The sequence below is a fragment of the Spirosoma flavum genome (assembly GCF_042686045.1).
In the GTDB taxonomy this organism is placed as follows: domain Bacteria; phylum Bacteroidota; class Bacteroidia; order Cytophagales; family Spirosomataceae; genus Spirosoma; species Spirosoma flavum.
Window position 1 is genome coordinate 1,510,463 of sequence record NZ_JBHUOM010000002.1, and the last position, 17,443, is coordinate 1,527,905.

Below are 17,443 nucleotides of genomic sequence, written 5' to 3' on the forward strand. Positions count from 1 at the left end.
ATTTCGTCAATGAATGAGCCAAATGAATGCGTTAAAAATACAAAAAACTGCCCAAACGGACGGGCATTGGCATTTAAAACACGAATCGTTTATCTTAGCTGAAACTTTAGTAAACTCCATACCTGGATGACACTCGTTAGTGACAACATCCGCTATCTGCGCAAACTAAATGGTTTGACGCAGGAGCAATTTTCCCGTAAAATAAATATAAAGCGTTCGTTATTAGGGGCATACGAAGAAGGTCGTGCTAATCCGAACGGACAAAATATACAAGCCATTGCTAAAGCGTTTAACACAACCGTTGAACTGCTAACGCGGCAGGACCTCCGTAAACTTCGCGAAACGCCAAGCCTTAGTATTCCACTTGGCCAGGCGAGCAAAGCTGTTGAGTCGCGGTCGTCAACCATCCGAACAGATGGCAAAGTGAATCCCGATGAGGACGACCCGTTTCAGCACCCTGACTTTCCCGATATTTTTGCCACGCCGGGATTGGCCCAACCCGCTACCCCAACCCCCGAACCTCAACCGCTCTCGTCGGTGCTGAACAAGTACTACCGGACACAGGACGAAAGCCGACCGACACCAGCACCGCCGGTCATTACGCCCCCGGTGCGGCCAACTCAGGCAGGAAACGAACGACCCCAACCGATGACGTTTAAGCCTGAATTTCCTGCGGGCAATACGCCGGAACGTGGTCGGTCGTCGCTTGATGAGCTTTTTAATTCACAACCAGAGCCGCGACCAGCGCCTTCGACAGCACACAGCCATGCTGCTGATTCACTGACCTTTAATAACGTATACGAGGGGCCCGCTGCCTCTGTCCGGCCCAATTCGCCGGCTCAGTCAATTGCTCCAACTATTCCGGTGGTGATGCAGCGTCAGTTTTCAGATTATTCGCAACGGTATCAGCATACTGATTTTCTGCATCGGCTTCCGGCCATGCATTTACCAACATTGCCCGAGGGCCACTATCGTGCTTTTGAGGCTGGCGATGATTTTGTTTTTCCGAGAGCCTTACTCGTTGGGAAGTTTATTAGAAACTGGTTCGACATTGCCGATGGGAAATTGTATGTCCTGCTTATCCAGGCACAACGGTCCGATGCTTCGGCTAATGTGGGCGCGGCAGTTTGCTGCCGTCGGGTATACAACCAGGTAAAAGTGAAAGGCACGCTGCTCATGACCGCCGACCGGGCCGACATTCCCAATCGGGAAGTAGCGTTGAAAGACGTGCTGGAAGTGTGGGAAGTTTGTGCGTTCGTGAGCCAGCAACTGCCCCCTCCGGCACCCAATACCGACCGGCTGAGACAGTTGGTTGACGAGCTACGATTTGAAGTCGAACGTCTGTAACATGGCGATACGCTGAAGACCATTCCCTCAGGGTTTAGGGTGTTTTTCGACTGCGAAAAACTCTGCCGTTGGTAACTAGTTAGAAATAATACGTTGTTTTTCGTATTGATAGGGACTAATCTACTTGGCATTTGAGCTATTAATGTTATTTCGTTTCTTTGTTTTTTGACGCACAGGCTTTGGCTTTAGGTATTTTCCTGAAACCAAAGCTTCTCCTTGTTTTTGACTCGCCGACAAACCCTATTTTTGCCTAATTATGCGTTATTTTCTCCAACTGGCATACCGGGGCACAAATTACCATGGCTGGCAGCGACAGCTAAACGGGCTGAGCGTTCAGGAAGTACTGGAAACAGCATTAACGACCGTACTGCGACAACCCATAGCCATTGTGGGCAGTGGCCGGACTGATGCTGGTGTTCATGCGGGTGAGCAATTTGCTCATTTTGAAGTGGATACAATTTTGCCTGCACATTTACTTCGGTCAATAAATAGTCTCATTCCTTCAGATATTGCCGTGTACGATTGCTTTCCCGTTCGTTCCGATGATCATGCGCGTTTTACCGCAACATTTCGCTACTATCAATACCAGATCAGCCGCTGGAAAGACCCATTTCGCGATGGACTGGTGTATGTCTTTACGATGCCGTTAGCTATTGACCGTATGAATGAAGCGGCTAAACTACTATTGCACTATACTGATTATGAAAGCTTTAGTAAGGTAAAGACCGATGTTCGAACCTTTATCTGTCAGATTGAGTGGGCGTATTGGGAACAAAAAAATAACGGCGATTTAGTCTTTCACATCCGGGCCGATCGGTTTCTGAGGGGAATGGTGCGGGCCATTGTCGGAACATTGCTGGCGGTGGGGCAGGACCGGCTTAGTGTGGCTGAATTTGAGCAGATTATTCTGGCCAGAAACCGAAAACGGGCCGGGCATGCGGTTCCGGCAGAAGGGCTTTCACTGGTTGAAGTCGGTTATCCCACCGACGTATTTTCACAGCGAAAGAACAGGCCGTTAGAGCGGTGAACGAGTGAATAAAGGCAGGAAAAACAGTTGCTTTTTTACCACGCCGACGACCCGCTGGTTTACTTTTTATTTGGTATCTTTCATTAAAAATGATTTCTCTTGACACTCGGAACTATCATATTAGCCGCTGGTGACTCGTCGCGCATGGGCGGTGAACCCAAGCAGTTGATCACTTATAAAGGTCAGACGCTTTTGCGTCGGATAACAGAAAGTGCCCTAGCTATACAACGCGGCCCGGTTGTGGTTGTTTTGGGGGCAAACCGCACTGTAATTGTGCCCGAATTAACCGGTTTGCCCATTACGCTGGTCGATAACCCAAGCTGGCCAACGGGGCAGGCATCGTCGCTTAAAACGGGACTAGCAGCTCTGTATCTGACCCAAAAAGACATTGATGGTGTGTTGGTTTTGCATGCCGATCAGCCGCTGGTATCGCTGGGCTTGCTGCTGCACATGCTTGACGTACACAATGACGAGGCAAAAGGTATTGTGGCCTGTCGATACGGCACACAAATAAGTGTACCAGCCTTTTTTCACCGCGATTATATCACCGAACTTCTCCAATTAGAAGGCGATAAAAGTGTGAAATGGGTTATTGTCCGGCACCGCAACGACTGTTCGGAAGTGCCATTTGAAGCCGGTGCTATTGATCTGGATTCCAAACGCGATGTTGATCTATTTCAGCAGGTACTGGCCCAGTAGCGACTGGTTCGCCGGAGCGAAGTCTTGGGGCGACAATACCTTGAGTTTTACGACAGACAAAGTGGAAATGGATACCTTTGTGTTTAGAGCACGCCTAAAATCTATACCCTACAATCATTAATTTGGATGAAAAATTACATTACACAGGACCCCTGGAATATTGTTGAAGAAGGGTTCCACCGTGACTTTAACGAAATTACCGAAAGTGTGATGTCGCTCGGCAATGGCCGACTTGGCGGACGTGGTTCATTTGAAGAGAAATTTACCGGCAAAACCTTGCAGGGTAACTATGTGGCGGGTGTGTATTACCCCGACAAAACCCGCGTAGGCTGGTGGAAAAACGGCTACCCCGAATATTTTGCCAAAGTACTGAATGCCGCCAACTGGATTGGTATCGACATTGATATTGAATATGAATCGCTTGATCTGAATCAGTGTGAGGTGCGCGATTTTCGGCGGGTGCTGAACATGCAGGAAGGCTACCTCGAACGTTCGTTTGTGGCCGTTCTCAAGAGTGGCAAAGAACTACAGGTCAACGCCAAGCGATTTTGTTCGATCATTGACGACGAGGCTGGGGCCATTCGCTACGCCATTAAACCGTTGAATTTCGACGCTAAAATCACTATTACACCCTATATCAACGGCGATATTCGCAACCGGGATGCTAATTACGACGAAACGTTTTGGGATGAGGTGCGGAAAGAAACCGGCTACGGCGAAGCTTATATTGAACTCCGTACGCGAAAAACGGGTTTCCACGTCGCAACGGGTATGTGCGTTGAGATTGAACAGGATGGCGTAAAAGTTGACTACCAGTCGCAGCCAATCAAGTACGAAAAGTACGTAGCAAACCGCATCACACTCGACTGCCGGAAAGGTCAGGAAACGGTCATTTATAAGTACGCCGTGAACCTGTCGTCGCTCAATTACGACCCGGATATAATTATCAAAGACGCTCACCAGTGTATTCAGCGCATTACGCGGAAAGGCTTCGATAAGATGCTGTTCGAGCAGAAACAAGCCTGGGCTGATAAATGGAAAACGAACGACATCATTATTGAGGGCGATATTGCTGCCCAACAAGGCATTCGGTTCAATATTTTCCAGTTAAACCAGACGTATACCGGTGAGGACGAACGCTTGAACATTGGACCAAAGGGGTTCACCGGTGAGAAATATGGCGGTTCGACGTATTGGGATACTGAAGCCTATTGTCTGCCGTTCTACCTCGCCACAGCCGACCAGAAAGTAGCGAAGAACCTGCTGGTTTACCGCTACAAGCAACTCGGGAAAGCCATCGAAAATGCGCAGAAACTTGGTTTTCGGGCCGGGGCCGCGCTATATCCGATGGTGACCATGAATGGCGAAGAGTGCCATAACGAATGGGAAATCACGTTTGAAGAAATCCACCGCAACGGAGCCATTGCCTACGCCATCTATGATTACGTTCGCTATACGGGCGACGAACACTATTTGGTGGAATATGGGCTGGAAGTGCTTATTGCTATCAGTCGGTTCTGGAGCCAGCGCGTAAACTGGTCGAAGGACAAAGAACACTATGTGATGCTGGGTGTAACGGGACCCAACGAATACGAAAACAACGTTAACAACAACTGGTATACCAACTATATTGCCGCCTGGACGCTCCGCTACACATCCGAAGCCGTAGCGAAAGTGAAAGCCCTGGATGCCGATAAATATGCTGAACTGATTGATCGGATTCATTTCCGCGAAGAGAAAGAACTGTCAACGGCCCGACAGATTATTGAGAAAATGTACCTACCTAAAGATGACGAGAAAGGCGTTTTTCTACAACAGGAAGGCTTTTTAGACAAAGATCTGATGCCCGTCTCGGACATTCCAAAGGGACAGCGACCCATTAACCAGAACTGGTCGTGGGATCGAATTCTTCGGTCGTGTTTCATCAAACAAGCCGACGTGTTGCAGGGATTATATTTCTTCGAGGACGAGTTCGATACGGATACGCTCCGGCGTAATTTCGATTTTTATGAACCCATGACCGTCCATGAATCGTCGCTCTCGCCCTGCGTTCACTCCATTCAGGCGTCGAAATTGGGCATGAAAGAGAAAGCCTACGATATGTATCTGCGCACCGCCCGGCTCGATCTTGACGACTACAACAACGACACCGAAGATGGGTGCCATATTACATCAATGGCTGGTACATGGCTGGCCGTTGTGAAAGGCTTTGGCGGCTTACGTATTGAAACGGGAAACGGGGCTGATCCTCGGGTTGTACTGAATCCCTATTGCCCGGACAACTGGCAGTCATTGGCGTTCAAGATTCGTTTTCGGGGGGCGTTGTTGCAGGTAACAACCACGCAGCAGGACGTAACGGTGCAGAATTTTTCGGAGAATCCCATTACAATTAGTCTGCTTGGAAAGGATGTAACGGTGACGAATCAGAAGACGGTGAGCGTAAAAAATAAAGCTTAGTTAATGGTCTATGCCGCTAATTAGACCATCTTATAGACTGGCCTAATTGATGCTCCTTGAATGAACGATAAACAGGTTCTGTTACAACCCGGCCAAACACGAACGGAAACCGTTCGTGTTTGGCCGGGTTATTGGTTACTCTGTGCTTGTCTATTCATGATCACCTGCCAAACTACGGAGCGCCGAGCCGCAGAGCACCAAACCACGAATCGCCAAAATGCCGAATTGTCCCGACCGATAACGCCCGCTTTTTATCACTGGAAGACGACGTACAAGCCAACCCTTTCGGAAGTAGATCAGCTTAAAATTCTGAAGATCAAGAAATTATATATTCACTTTTTTGATGTCGATTGGGATAGCCGTACGCGGCAGGCTGTACCAAAAGCATTCGTGACGTTTCGGCAAAAGCCCATCACTAGTGTCGTGCCGGTTGTATTTATCACGAACCGGACACTCATGAATCTGCCGCCTGCGGGGGTAACTGAATTGGCTACGCATATTACGCAAGCCATTACGCGCATCAGCCAGCAAAATGCGATTCGGTTTAGCGAAGTGCAGATTGATTGCGACTGGAGTGTCCGAACCCGCGATCGCTATTTTCGGCTACTTACGCTGTTAGCCAACCAGTTGCATTGCCCCCTCTCGGCAACAATCCGCCTGCATCAAATTAAATACACCGATCAAACGGGCATTCCATCTGTAGCACGGGGCATGCTGATGCTGTATAACGTGGCCGACTGGAAACGGGCTGACACACGCAACTCCATTTATGACGCCGACGTGGCTAACCAATACCTGTCGTTCGTGTCAACATATCCGCTGCCGCTCGATGTGGTGCTGCCGCTGTTTCGCTGGACAGTGGTTTACCGAAATAATCGTTTTCTGACGTTTTTGAACAACATTGACCGAAAGACACTAGCGAACTTCGATTTCTTAGCCCCTCAACCCGACACTATGCGATTTCGGGCCACGCGCGATACAGTTGCTTTTGGATTTTCAATCTGGCGGGGCGACCTGTTTCGGGCTGAGGCCGTTACTCCCGAAGCCCTAGTAAATGAAAAAGATCGGCTGGTAGACCTGATTCAGAATCAACAGGTTACATTTGCTTTCTACCACCTCGATTCCACCGTCCTTTCGTCCTATTCCCGTGAAACGCTCCAAACCCTTTTTCGGACTCGGCCGCTTCCGTAGTGTTGCTCTGTCAGTTGCTGTACTGGTTGGCTTCGCCTGTGGCCCTTCATTCGACCCGAGTGAATTTATGAGTTTTTTTATGCCTGAATCGGGGACCGTTCAACCTGAAGACAGTCGCTATATGTTTAGCCCACAGTTTTATAATGAGTCTGAAGTTGCCGGGCAGTATACCGATAGTGTAGTTGTTGACGAGAACATAAAAGCCTGGGCGACGTATGCGGGTGGAAACGTATCGGAATCCCTTGTCAGTAAAGCGATTTACAACCAGGATGCTGATGCTGTACGGTCGCTAACGTCGATAGTAGGGCGAACTAACGCCACCGCCGTAGCCTATCTGACCTTTGCCTGGGCCGCCGACAATGGGCGGGGAAATCCCTGGAAGGCGACAGATACCCCAACCGACAGCACGAAACTCCCCCAACTACTTAATGATGCTCAAAAGGCGTATACCACGACAAACGATGCCTTTCTGAAAGAACGGTATGCGTTTCAGGCCGTAAAACTTGCCTGCGAAATTGGCGACTACAAACGGGCACAGCAACTGTACGATCAATTGGTTAGCCCTTTGCCTAAAAAGACATTCATCAGCGATTGGGCCTTGTGCCGTCGTGCGGGGGCTACGCTGGCTTTGGGCGATCATGCAAAGGCTATCTATGAGTTCGCGCAGGTATTTGACCGTTGTCCGTCACGTCGGAAAGCAGCCGAAACGAGTTTACGAACGCATAGGATTCACTTTCAGGAAAGTGCGTTGCAGTACGCCAAAACCGATGGGGAGCGGGCGGCTGTGTATGCACTCTGTGCCATTCAGCCGGGCGAGGACGCGCTCAGTCTACTCAAGGAAATTGTTCGGTTAACACCCCAAAATCCACTGGTTGAATTGATCATGGCGCGGGAGATCAATCGCAACGAGTACTATTTCTTTTTGACCGGCGAGGAGTATACCCGCAATAGCTTGACTGATAGTCCCGATTCAGCCGCTTTCGAAAACCGAAAAAGCGAGGCCCCATCGTATTTCGATAAACTACGGACATTCGCGCTTGAATCAGCCGACAATAAAGCGTTGAGTAATCCCGCCTTTTGGTACACCGCTGCGGCTTATCTGGACTACATCGGTCATGAGTACAAAGCTGCTCAAACGCATCTGGACCAAGCCGTTTTGCTGCCGACGACAAATAAGCACCTAAAAACGCAGATTGCTGTGCAGCGTATGCTCTTATTGGCTACTCAGACCGATGTGATTACGCCAGAAGCTGAAAATCAGTTGATTGGCTATCTGGAAGAATTTGATAGCACGGGAAATTTTCGGATTAACAACGCTTTTATCTCAGTCTGCAAGCAATTTGCCACCAAATATCAGCACGAAAAAGAAGCAAAACGTGGGGGGCTGTTTAGTTGTAGTCGTCCGAAAAATCAGCCTACGAATGGCCCAAATCAGGCGAAAGCGTATCTGTTGACCGTGATCACGACACAGCCCGGCACCGATACGTATTTTGCCAGCACAACCGAGCCGAGTGCCATTGAGGATACCGTTTCGTCGGCCACCGTTCAGCAAACAATTGCGTTTGCCAGCCAGGCCAATTTGACCGATTTCGACAAGCGGTTGATAAAATTATCGGGTATCAGCAACACCGACCTGAATCTCTTGCTGGGACGGCGACTGATGATGGAACATCACTATGCGGAAGCCGCTGATGCCTTTGTGAAAGTGAATCCAAAAACATGGGAGAAGGAGGCTTTTACAACGTATTTTCAGAAGAATCCATTTGCCATCAAAATGCCCCAAGTGCACACATCCGACGGGGTTGTGAACTTCCCTGCTGAATCGGGAAAGAATACGTACACACCCGTTCAGTTTGCCCGGCGCATGGCTGATCTGGAGCAACAGGCTAAATCGGCCACGGGCGATCAAGCCGCTGAATTGTACTATCAACTAGGGTGTGGAGCCTGGAATCTGAGTTGGTACGGCAACGCGTGGCTTCTGGCAAAGTCGTACTGGAGCGCGGTCGAACCGCCTGTTTATGACGTTCCGACCGATCCGGTCGCGAAACAAAAACGCTTCGACGCACTGATGAATACCGATTACTATACAACATCGCACGCCAGTGATTATTTTGAGCAATCGGCAAAAGCGGCTAAAACGCCCGCCGTTGGTGACCGATCTGCCTACATGGCTGCTCGGTGCGAAGCGCATGCTTTTTCGGTACGACAGTCTATTGAGCAAATTCGCAACGGCTATGTCTACGAAGAAGATTCAACGTTTGTGAAGAATATGCGGGGCTTGCGTAGAGCCAACTACGCCACGCAGTATACCGATTTTTTTAAGAATCATACCCACACGATGTTTCATAAAGAAATGATTCGTGAGTGTGCTATGTATAAAGATTTTCTCTTGTTTGGTGAGCAGACAGGCGAGTAAAACGTGCACAGATGGTGGCTAAAACGAGTACTAGCGGTGATTTTAACTGGATTGCTCCGGTCTACGATGCCCTTGCGTTTACCGTATTTGGCCACAAACTGCAACGAGCTCAACTGGTGTTTCTGGATCAGATACCGACCGCAACGTCGGTGTTAATTGTTGGTGGAGGAACGGGCTGGCTACTGGAACAAGTGCTGCTACGGTGCCAGCCAAAACGGGTAGTGTACCTCGAAACGTCGACCCAAATGCTGGCCCGTGCCAGTCGGCGGATGGTTCATAAATCACTGCTGGGATCGGTCGAATTTCGGCTTGGGGATGAAACCACGCTGTTACCAGGCGAACCGTTCGATGTTATTATAACTCCATTCGTTCTGGACCTTTTTAGCGAAACGACCTTGCAAGTCAACTTTATTCCCCAACTGTTGTCTGTTCTCAAGCCGACTGGACAATGGTTTGTTACAGATTTTGTGCAAACGGATAGTTGGTGGCAGAAAGCTCTTTTGTGGAGCATGATACGGTTTTTCGGGCTTACCGCAGGAATTAGGGTTGGGGCGTTAGCTGACTGGCAACAATGTATGGCCCGGGCTGGCCTAACACTTCGAGCGCGTAAACCTCAAGTGGGTGGTATGGTTTCAACAGAGGTATGGAAGCGGTAGGCGTGTTTCCGAATACGACCGGGAACACGTTTGCTCTTCCTTTTGCAGCCGGTTATATTTTTTAAAAACCCCTTGCAAACGGTCGTTTCGACGAGCGCTTTAAACACGACATTCAGACTTGATTTATTGGCTTACTGGACAAAAAATGGCCTGCGAGTTTCGCAGGCCACAGTAAAGCAATTACTTACAGTATCTATTTCTTATAAAAACATGCCCCCAGATGCCTCAATACGCTGGGCCGTAACCCAACGGGCGTCAGTCGAGCAGAGAAAAGCAACGACACCACCAATGTCATCGGGAAGGCCCATTCGTCCCAAAGCCGTTTGTGAAGAAATGAACGCCCCCATCTCCGGGTGGGCTTCCCGCGCGGCTTTAGTGAAGTCAGTTTCAATAATGCCGGGTGCTACCAGATTGGCCCGTATACCACGTGGTCCCAGTTCTTTTGCCAGGTATTTGGTGAAGATTTCAATGGCTCCTTTCATCGATGCGTAGGCCGCGTATCCGGGTGTCGTAAACCGGGTCAACCCTGTCGATACGTTAACGATACAGCCCTTGTCGGCGAGTAGGGGAATGGCTTTCTGGGTCAGGAAATAAACGCCTTTAAAGTGAATATTGACCAGACTGTCAAAGGCTTCTTCGGTCGTTTGCGGAATAAGTGAAGCCGCATCAATACCGGCATTGTTGATGAGGAAATCGAAGGTAGACCGATCCCATTTCTCCGATAATGTAGTTGAGACTTGTTGAATAAACGAATCAAACGTGCTACTTACGCCAGCATCCAACTGTAATGCGACCGCCTTACGACCCGATCGTTCGATTTCCTGTACGACTGCGTCGGCTTCGTCTTTTTGTGAGCGATAGGTCAGAATAATATCTATGCCATCGGCGGCTAGGCGTGAAGCCATGTTTTTACCCAACCCACGACTGCCACCCGTTACTAATGCTATTTTGTGTTCCGTTGCCATCCTGTTTGTCATTAAATGATGGCACAAAGTTGGGGAACGTAGTACTGTGTATTATGGTGACAGTTTCAGATTAAATGGTGAGTAGTTCAGTTTTTTTCCGTTCTTCCTGCAAAATCCCTTCCCGATACTGCTTCGGTGTTACACCCTGAAACCGTTTGAAGAACTTTGTGAAGTTCGACGGGTCGAAGGTTAGTGTAACGGCAATGCTACTAATAGACTGGTGCGAATCATGTAGCATCGTTCGGGCAATATCCATAATCTTTCTTTCGAAGAAATAGCAGGGCGATTGTCCGGTTGTCAGTTTAATGGTGTTGCTCAGGTGTGTTGGATGAATATTCATTTCGTTGGCGAAATCCCGAATTTCATACATATCTATGACACGTTCGGCCAGTATATCGGCCAAATGCCTGTCTATTATTGCTAAAAAATCAGCAGTAATTTCGTGCTGTCGGGCAGCTATTTTCTGGGGTAGTTTGTTGGTTGCCATACTGAGTAGACTGTTACGTTAACCTCGGATCGAACGGATGTGGTTCCATACTAATCAGGTTAAGCGTTGCGTGTTCAGGATGGAGTGGGTTAAAGAGGTATTTTTTCTCAATGGATGAGTGAACAGATGGGACTCGTAGGAGCCAGAATTTCATTTCTTTCTGCCAATGTTCTGCTATCGAGACTAACTCAGCCAAAGAGGGAATTGCCATCCAATTAGTTGGAAGACTCAATTTGTCAACTGAAAACACGGTAGCCTGTTCAGGTACTTCGAGGGTTACTAAAGAAAGATTATCCGGTAATGTTAAGAAATTGGTTAAGAGCTTAAGTTTAGCCAGTGAAACACAAATAATAGTTTTAAGGCTCTTAATTGACAACTAGTCTATAAAGATTAGAATTCATTTCAACTCTGTTCCGTTCAGCCCTACCTTTGCCGTTATCATTGCCAGACAGTCTTTTGTCTAACTTCTTATATCTTTCGTCTATTCATGGAATACCGCATCGAAAAAGACACGATGGGCCAGGTACAAGTCCCGGCCAACGTTTATTGGGGCGCTCAAACCCAGCGTTCTATCGAGAACTTCAAAATTGCTCAGGACATTAATAAAATGCCCCGCGAGATCATCCGGGCGTTTGCGTATCTTAAAAAAGCAGCCGCCCTCACGAACCTTGATGCGGGTGTACTGACTCAGGAAAAAAGCGACCTTATTGGTCAGGCCTGCGACGAGATTCTGGCCGGAAAACTGGACGATCAATTCCCACTCGTGGTCTGGCAAACGGGTTCGGGTACGCAGTCGAACATGAATGTAAACGAGGTCGTAGCGTATCGTGGGCACGTTTTGCAGGGTGGTCAACTCTCCGACGAGAAGAAATTTTTGCATCCCAATGATGATGTAAACAAGTCACAATCGTCGAACGATACATTCCCAACAGCCATGCACATTGCGGCCTATAAAATTCTGCTTGACGTTACCATTCCGGGCATCACTAAACTGCGCGATACACTAGCGGCTAAGTCGAAGGAGTTCATGCATGTGGTTAAGATCGGTCGGACGCACTTCATGGACGCCACGCCATTGACGGTAGGGCAGGAGTTTTCGGGCTATGTCTCCCAACTCGATCACGGGCTGCGGGCTATCAATAACTCGCTGGCTCACTTGAGCGAACTGGCATTGGGCGGCACAGCTGTTGGTACCGGCATCAATACGCCCCCGAATTACTCGGAGAATGTAGCGAAACATATTGCCACCGTAACCGGTCTGCCATTCATCACCGCCGAAAATAAATTTGAAGCCTTGGCAGCACACGACGCCATTGTGGAAGCCCACGGTGCGCTGAAAACCGTTGCGGCCAGCCTGATGAAAATTGGTAACGATATCCGGATGCTGTCCTCCGGTCCCCGTGCGGGCATCGGTGAGTTGCATATTCCCGATAATGAACCAGGTTCATCCATCATGCCGGGCAAAGTAAATCCAACGCAGTGCGAAGCCATGACAATGGTGGCCGCGCAGGTGATGGGCAACGATGTCGCGATCAATATTGGCGGTATGAGCGGCCACTTCGAACTGAATGTGTTCAAGCCGGTTATGATTTTTAACTTCCTGCATTCAGCCCGGCTCATCGGCGACGTATGCGTATCGTTTAATGATAAGTGCGCCGTTGGTATCGAACCTATCGAAGCTAACATCAAAAAACACGTCGATTCGTCGCTGATGCTGGTAACGGCCCTGAACACGAAAATTGGCTATTACAAAGCGGCTGAAATTGCTCAGACTGCCCACAAAACCGGCTCGACGCTCAAGGAAACCGCCCTCAAACTCGGCTATCTGACGGAAGACGAGTTTAATGAGTGGGTAAAACCAGAAGATATGGTGGGGGAGATTAAGTAATTCGCTTTGCGAAAGCGTTAATAAGTAAGTTTACAGACCCTACCACCAAGTAGGGTCTGATTTTTTTATACAGTTCTGTCTATAGTCAAATCTGTATATTTAGCTATCACTTACCTCACAGCTTACTTATCGTACTAATAACGGACTATACTTCAATCTTTGTAATGCCTGTACCTGACTTTCAATCTTTAATGCTACCGCTACTTAAATTCAGTGCTGATGGGCTAGAGCATACTCCGCGCGAAGCTGTAGAAGCTTTAGCTAAAACATTTAATTTAACCGATTCAGATCGGCAGGAGTTGCTTCCCTCTGGAACACAGCGAATTTTTGATAATCGTGTTGCTTGGACGAAAACACATATATTAAAAGCAGGATTAATAGAATCCCCCCGACGCTCGTATTTTAAGATATCAGATAAAGGACGCTCAGTGCTTGCTCAAAATCCAGCAACAATTAACATAGCTTTCCTCCGACAATATCCTGAATACATTTTATTCTCTAAGCCTATAGCTAATGGAATACAGCAAATTGCTCCATCTGTAGATGAATTAGTACAGGAGTTAAATCAATCTGATCCAAATGAAACTATTGAACGGGCAAATCAGCAATTACGCCAGTTGCTTGTACAAGATTTACTAATAAGAGTAAAAGCAAACACCTGGCAATTTTTTGAAGATTTAGTTGTAAAGGTTTTACTGAGCATGGGATACGGCGGTTCGTTTGCAGAGGCAGGCCGAGTGACTCAACGCACTAATGATGAGGGTATTGACGGTATTATTAATGAAGATATTCTAGGCTTAGATAAGATTTACATTCAGGCGAAAAAACGAGCAGATAATATTGATAGGCCAACGTTACAGAGTTTTGCAGGGGCGATGGGTAGTAGAACAAGTAAAGGGGTATTCATAACTACAAGCCGCTTTACGCAAGGTGCTATTGACTTTGTTAATTACCATACAGACAAAAAAATTGTCTTGATTGATGGTGAACAATTAGCCAATTACATGATTGATCATAACGTTGGTGTTCGGGTAATAGTAAAGATTGAATTGAAAGAAGTGGATAACGCTTTTTTTGACGAATAGAGCTTTCTCGTATGTCAAGAATCCATTTGGTACAGGTTAAAATACTATTAAAATTTAGGCTCTATATCTCTCCTAGAACGACTTCATAAGTCGTTTACAATATGAGTTTACTATTGTATTATTCTAATAATAAGATTTTATTGTACTAAAAAAAGTCATTGAGATTTCTCGCGGTCCTGCAGGCAAATGGCCACTTGATATAGGTTGTTTAAACGAAATTTGTTTAAACGAATATCGGTTATACCTTTGACACGCTCATATAAAGTCATGCACACGCAATTTGTCAATGAATATCACCGGCTAATCAAAAATCTGCATATGACGGATGGCTACATCTTCAATCATTTTGCACAAAAACTAGCGCCGTTCGATCTGTCAGTCCAGCAATACATTGCCCTTCGCCGTCTTTCGGAAGTATTTCCAAATAGCCTGACTGCGGGCGAGTTAAAGGAGAAAATGACCGATCTGAACTCAGATATGACCCGACTAACTGACCGATTGGTAACAAAAAACTTAGTCGTGCGTGAAGTTGACGCGCAAAATCGTCGGCGGGTCAACCTGCGGCTTACTGAAGAATCGTATCGGTTTGTGGAAAATGTAGCCGCTGATTTCAAGGACTTTGAATCGGTTGTCAGCCATTTGACTGATGAGGAAGTACGAATGATGAATATATGCTTGGATAAAATTAGAAATCGGTAAAATGAAAAAGTACGTAATAGGGGCTGGCCTGTGGTTGCTGAGTTTGGGCTGCATAAACGCCCAGACAACACCATCTGCAATGCCGCTGGATAAGGCCATTCAACTGGCTTTGCAAAACAACAAGGGTATTAAACTGGCCGATTCTCGTACCCAATCGGCTGAAGCCCGCTCGCAGGAAGCTAAAGATCGTAGTTTGCCAACGGCGAATGCGTCGCTGGCTTATTCGCGCTATAGCTTAACCGGCCCGTTTGCATTCGGCCAGGATGCCGATGGGAAATCGCTGGTCACTATCCCGGCTGGCGCTTTTAATGCGACCATTGGTGGCGTTACGGTTAACAAGGAAATTTTTGGTGGCTTTGCCGAACGGTCTGCTGATCTGTCAGCTAAGCTGTTGGCCAGGGCCAGCCACTTAGACGCAAAGCGGAATCGCTCAGAACTGGTCTATACCGTAACCGATGCGTATTATAATATCGTTAAGCTGATTCGGTCAACCACGGTAATTGATCAGAGTATTAAACAATTCGACGAGAAAGAACGCGAAGCCAGAAGCCTGGAAAAGGAAGGAATTGTGACGGCTAACGAAGTGTTAAAAATCCAGCTGCAAAAAAATAACCTGCAACTGAGTCGCTTACAGGTCGATAAAGCCCGCCAAACGGCCTTGTACAATTTCAGTCTACTTGTTGGTTTGCCAGACGACCAAACCGTTGCCGTCGATACGACATTAACGAACCCCGTTGCTACGGTTGAACCCCTAAGCAACTTCCTGACACAAGCAGTACAGGCGCGTCCCGAAGTACAGGCTAACGTGCTGCGTCTACAGTCGGCCGAAGCCATGTTACGGAATACCAAAAGTATCATGTATCCGCATCTTGGCGCATCGGTCGGGTATAATTACATTAATCCAACGGCCCGGCTCATTCCTGAAGGGAGTTCGTTTGTGAGCGCCTGGAACCTAGGCTTGGGGTTGACCTATAATATCGGTTCTCTCTACAACATGAAAGGGAAACTGAATAGCGCAAAAACAGCTATTAATGAGGCTGATTTGCAGGGTCAGCAGCAGAGCGATCAAATCCGATCTGAGGTTGTTACAGCCTATAATAATTACCAACTGGCTTTAGAGCAGCAAAACGTTATCCGTACGGCGGTAGGGCAGGCGCGGGAAAATTACCGCCTGACCGAATCCCGGTTCCGCAACGGGCTGGTTGGTTCGACCGACCTGCTGGAAGCTGACAGTTTTCTGCTTCAGGCACAACTCAATGTTATCAACGCTACGGTGGACGCGCAACTGGCCTATCAGCGCCTGTTAAAAGCCACGGGCAACAACCTTAATTAATCTCGTTTCGTTAAGCGATACAAAACCATGAATACCAAAACTTTATTCCGTGTAGGGGGCGTTATTGTCCTGGCTGTTGCCCTCTTTTTTGGGTATAGTGAATTTCAGTACCTGCAACGTCATGAAACCACCGACGACGCCCAAATTGATGGCGACGTGAACCCGGTTATTCCGAAAGCGAGTGGTTATGTGAAGGCAATCCGCTTCAAAGACAACCAGTTTGTAAAAGAAGGCGATACGCTTGTCGTATTAGATGATGCCGATTACAAGATCCGGGTGGCTCAGGCCGAAGCGGCTTTGCAAAGTGCGATGGCTGGCGACAGGGTTTCCCGCTCGCAGGTAAACGTAGCATCGGCGTCGGTGCAAAACTCACAGGCGAGTATACAAACGGCTCGCGATCAGGTCGCTACTGCACAGGCTAACGTCGCATTGGCTCAGGCTCGTGCTCGCAAATCCAACCAAGATTTTGAGCGTTACAGCCGATTGCTGGCTGAAAAAACCATTCCTCAGCAACAATTTGATGCTATTCAGGCTGATCGCGATGCGGCTCAGGCTCAAGTGATGGCTGCACAAGCTCAGTTGCAAACAGCTCAGTCGCAGGTGAATGCGGCTGGTACGCAAACGGGTATTACGAACTCGCAGCGCAAGGCAACCCAGGGCCAGATTTCAGTAGCGCAGGCGACTATCAAACAGCGTCAGACGGATTTAGACCTGGCTAACCTTCAGCTTTCGTATACGATTGTACGGGCTCCCGCTTCGGGTGTTGTATCGAAACGGTCGGTACAGGTGGGCCAATTGGTTCAGGCTGGACAGGCACTCTGCTCAATTGTTGGTAATTCGTCACTATGGGTAACGGCTAACTTCAAAGAAACGCAGCTAAATCAGATGCAACCCGGTCAGGCAGTAGACATTGATGTCGATGCGTTTGGTGGCGAGAAACTGGTTGGTCACGTCGGTTCATTTGCGGGTGCAACGGGTGCTAAGTTTACCTTGCTGCCTCCCGACAACGCTACTGGTAACTACGTGAAAGTGGTACAACGTGTTCCGGTTCGTATTGATCTGGATAAAAACAGTCCGCTTTACGCCAGACTTCGCCCTGGTATGAGTGTGACGGTTGCTGTGGATTTACAGAAAAAATAGCTTTTTGTTCGGGTGGTGTCGGGCTGGGTGGCCGGTGCCACCCGACATATTAA

At 48.0% G+C, this 17,443-nt stretch carries 15 protein-coding genes; 12 read left to right on the forward strand and 3 right to left on the reverse strand.

All coding sequences use genetic code 11. The features are described 5' to 3' along the window. The first annotated feature begins 126 nt into the window (after positions 1 to 126). The 7 genes from ACFS25_RS11710 (at position 127) to ACFS25_RS11740 (ending at position 9,793) form a co-directional block, all read left to right on the forward strand. On the forward strand, positions 127 to 1,347 hold the full coding sequence (locus tag ACFS25_RS11710; protein WP_381500328.1) for a helix-turn-helix domain-containing protein: 1,221 nt from the start codon (positions 127 to 129) through the stop codon (positions 1,345 to 1,347). Between the two features lie 256 nt (positions 1,348 to 1,603). Next, complete coding sequence (gene truA, locus ACFS25_RS11715) at positions 1,604 to 2,374, forward strand: tRNA pseudouridine(38-40) synthase TruA (protein WP_381500331.1); 771 nt, start codon at positions 1,604 to 1,606, stop codon at positions 2,372 to 2,374. Positions 2,375 to 2,473: 99 nt separating this feature from the next. Beyond that, positions 2,474 to 3,073: a nucleotidyltransferase family protein gene (locus ACFS25_RS11720; protein WP_381500334.1), complete on the forward strand. Its 600-nt coding sequence runs from the start codon at positions 2,474 to 2,476 to the stop codon at positions 3,071 to 3,073. 126 nt (positions 3,074 to 3,199) lie between these two features. Continuing rightward, positions 3,200 to 5,530 carry a glycoside hydrolase family 65 protein gene (locus ACFS25_RS11725; RefSeq protein ID WP_381500336.1) on the forward strand — a complete coding sequence of 777 codons (2,331 nt, stop codon included), beginning with the start codon at positions 3,200 to 3,202 and terminating at the stop codon, positions 5,528 to 5,530. Positions 5,531 to 5,590: 60 nt separating this feature from the next. Next, a complete protein-coding gene (locus ACFS25_RS11730; protein ID WP_381500338.1) occupies positions 5,591 to 6,721 on the forward strand; it encodes a hypothetical protein in 1,131 nt (376 codons plus the stop codon). Beyond that, the gene (locus ACFS25_RS11735; protein ID WP_381500343.1) at positions 6,678 to 9,137 is read left to right on the forward strand and encodes a tetratricopeptide repeat protein; all 2,460 of its coding nucleotides are present in this window, start codon (positions 6,678 to 6,680) and stop codon (positions 9,135 to 9,137) included. Before ACFS25_RS11730 ends, ACFS25_RS11735 begins: the two co-directional genes overlap by 44 nt. An 11-nt stretch (positions 9,138 to 9,148) precedes the next feature. Further along, a complete protein-coding gene (locus tag ACFS25_RS11740) occupies positions 9,149 to 9,793 on the forward strand; it encodes a class I SAM-dependent methyltransferase (protein ID WP_381500346.1) in 645 nt (214 codons plus the stop codon). A 200-nt stretch (positions 9,794 to 9,993) separates the two neighbouring features. Here ACFS25_RS11740 and ACFS25_RS11745 read toward each other — a convergent pair whose 3' ends face one another. From ACFS25_RS11745 to ACFS25_RS11755, 3 genes are all read right to left on the reverse strand, one after another. Further along, positions 9,994 to 10,758, reverse strand: coding sequence for an SDR family NAD(P)-dependent oxidoreductase (locus ACFS25_RS11745; RefSeq protein ID WP_381500349.1), 765 nt, complete (start codon positions 10,756 to 10,758; stop codon positions 9,994 to 9,996). 70 nt (positions 10,759 to 10,828) lie between these two features. Then, positions 10,829 to 11,245, reverse strand: coding sequence for a helix-turn-helix domain-containing protein (locus ACFS25_RS11750; protein ID WP_381500352.1), 417 nt, complete (start codon positions 11,243 to 11,245; stop codon positions 10,829 to 10,831). 13 nt (positions 11,246 to 11,258) lie between these two features. Next, positions 11,259 to 11,456, reverse strand: a complete 198-nt coding sequence (locus ACFS25_RS11755; RefSeq protein ID WP_381500355.1) for a hypothetical protein — start codon at positions 11,454 to 11,456, stop codon at positions 11,259 to 11,261. A gap of 276 nt (positions 11,457 to 11,732) precedes the next feature. On the opposite strand from ACFS25_RS11755, the gene fumC reads away from it, so the two are divergent. The 5 genes from fumC to ACFS25_RS11780 all read left to right on the forward strand — a co-directional run bounded on the left by fumC (position 11,733) and on the right by ACFS25_RS11780 (position 17,390). Then, positions 11,733 to 13,133: a class II fumarate hydratase gene (gene fumC, locus ACFS25_RS11760; RefSeq protein ID WP_381500357.1), complete on the forward strand. Its 1,401-nt coding sequence runs from the start codon at positions 11,733 to 11,735 to the stop codon at positions 13,131 to 13,133. A gap of 164 nt (positions 13,134 to 13,297) precedes the next feature. Then, complete coding sequence (locus tag ACFS25_RS11765; protein WP_381500360.1) at positions 13,298 to 14,218, forward strand: restriction endonuclease; 921 nt, start codon at positions 13,298 to 13,300, stop codon at positions 14,216 to 14,218. Between the two features lie 267 nt (positions 14,219 to 14,485). Then, the gene (locus ACFS25_RS11770) at positions 14,486 to 14,917 is read left to right on the forward strand and encodes a MarR family winged helix-turn-helix transcriptional regulator (RefSeq protein WP_381500362.1); all 432 of its coding nucleotides are present in this window, start codon (positions 14,486 to 14,488) and stop codon (positions 14,915 to 14,917) included. A gap of 1 nt (position 14,918) precedes the next feature. Next, positions 14,919 to 16,250 (forward strand): TolC family protein, encoded by a 1,332-nt coding sequence (locus ACFS25_RS11775; protein WP_381500364.1) that lies wholly within the window; start codon positions 14,919 to 14,921, stop codon positions 16,248 to 16,250. A gap of 27 nt (positions 16,251 to 16,277) precedes the next feature. Then, positions 16,278 to 17,390, forward strand: a complete 1,113-nt coding sequence (locus ACFS25_RS11780) for an HlyD family secretion protein (protein ID WP_381500367.1) — start codon at positions 16,278 to 16,280, stop codon at positions 17,388 to 17,390. The last annotated feature ends 53 nt before the right edge of the window (positions 17,391 to 17,443 follow it).

Excerpts from the sequence above, each read along its gene's own strand:
- ACFS25_RS11710 (WP_381500328.1), top strand. The coding sequence starts at position 127 with ATGACACTCGTTAGTGACAACATCCGCTATCTGCGCAAACTAAATGGT.
- truA (WP_381500331.1), top strand. The coding sequence starts at position 1,604 with ATGCGTTATTTTCTCCAACTGGCATACCGGGGCACAAATTACCATGGC.
- ACFS25_RS11725 (WP_381500336.1), top strand. The coding sequence starts at position 3,200 with ATGAAAAATTACATTACACAGGACCCCTGGAATATTGTTGAAGAAGGG.
- ACFS25_RS11730 (WP_381500338.1), top strand. The coding sequence starts at position 5,591 with ATGAACGATAAACAGGTTCTGTTACAACCCGGCCAAACACGAACGGAA.
- ACFS25_RS11740 (WP_381500346.1), top strand. The coding sequence starts at position 9,149 with ATGGTGGCTAAAACGAGTACTAGCGGTGATTTTAACTGGATTGCTCCG.
- ACFS25_RS11745 (WP_381500349.1), bottom strand. The coding sequence starts at position 10,758 with ATGGCAACGGAACACAAAATAGCATTAGTAACGGGTGGCAGTCGTGGG.
- ACFS25_RS11750 (WP_381500352.1), bottom strand. The coding sequence starts at position 11,245 with ATGGCAACCAACAAACTACCCCAGAAAATAGCTGCCCGACAGCACGAA.
- ACFS25_RS11755 (WP_381500355.1), bottom strand. The coding sequence starts at position 11,456 with ATGGCAATTCCCTCTTTGGCTGAGTTAGTCTCGATAGCAGAACATTGG.
- fumC (WP_381500357.1), top strand. The coding sequence starts at position 11,733 with ATGGAATACCGCATCGAAAAAGACACGATGGGCCAGGTACAAGTCCCG.
- ACFS25_RS11765 (WP_381500360.1), top strand. The coding sequence starts at position 13,298 with ATGCCTGTACCTGACTTTCAATCTTTAATGCTACCGCTACTTAAATTC.
- ACFS25_RS11770 (WP_381500362.1), top strand. The coding sequence starts at position 14,486 with ATGCACACGCAATTTGTCAATGAATATCACCGGCTAATCAAAAATCTG.
- ACFS25_RS11775 (WP_381500364.1), top strand. The coding sequence starts at position 14,919 with ATGAAAAAGTACGTAATAGGGGCTGGCCTGTGGTTGCTGAGTTTGGGC.
- ACFS25_RS11780 (WP_381500367.1), top strand. The coding sequence starts at position 16,278 with ATGAATACCAAAACTTTATTCCGTGTAGGGGGCGTTATTGTCCTGGCT.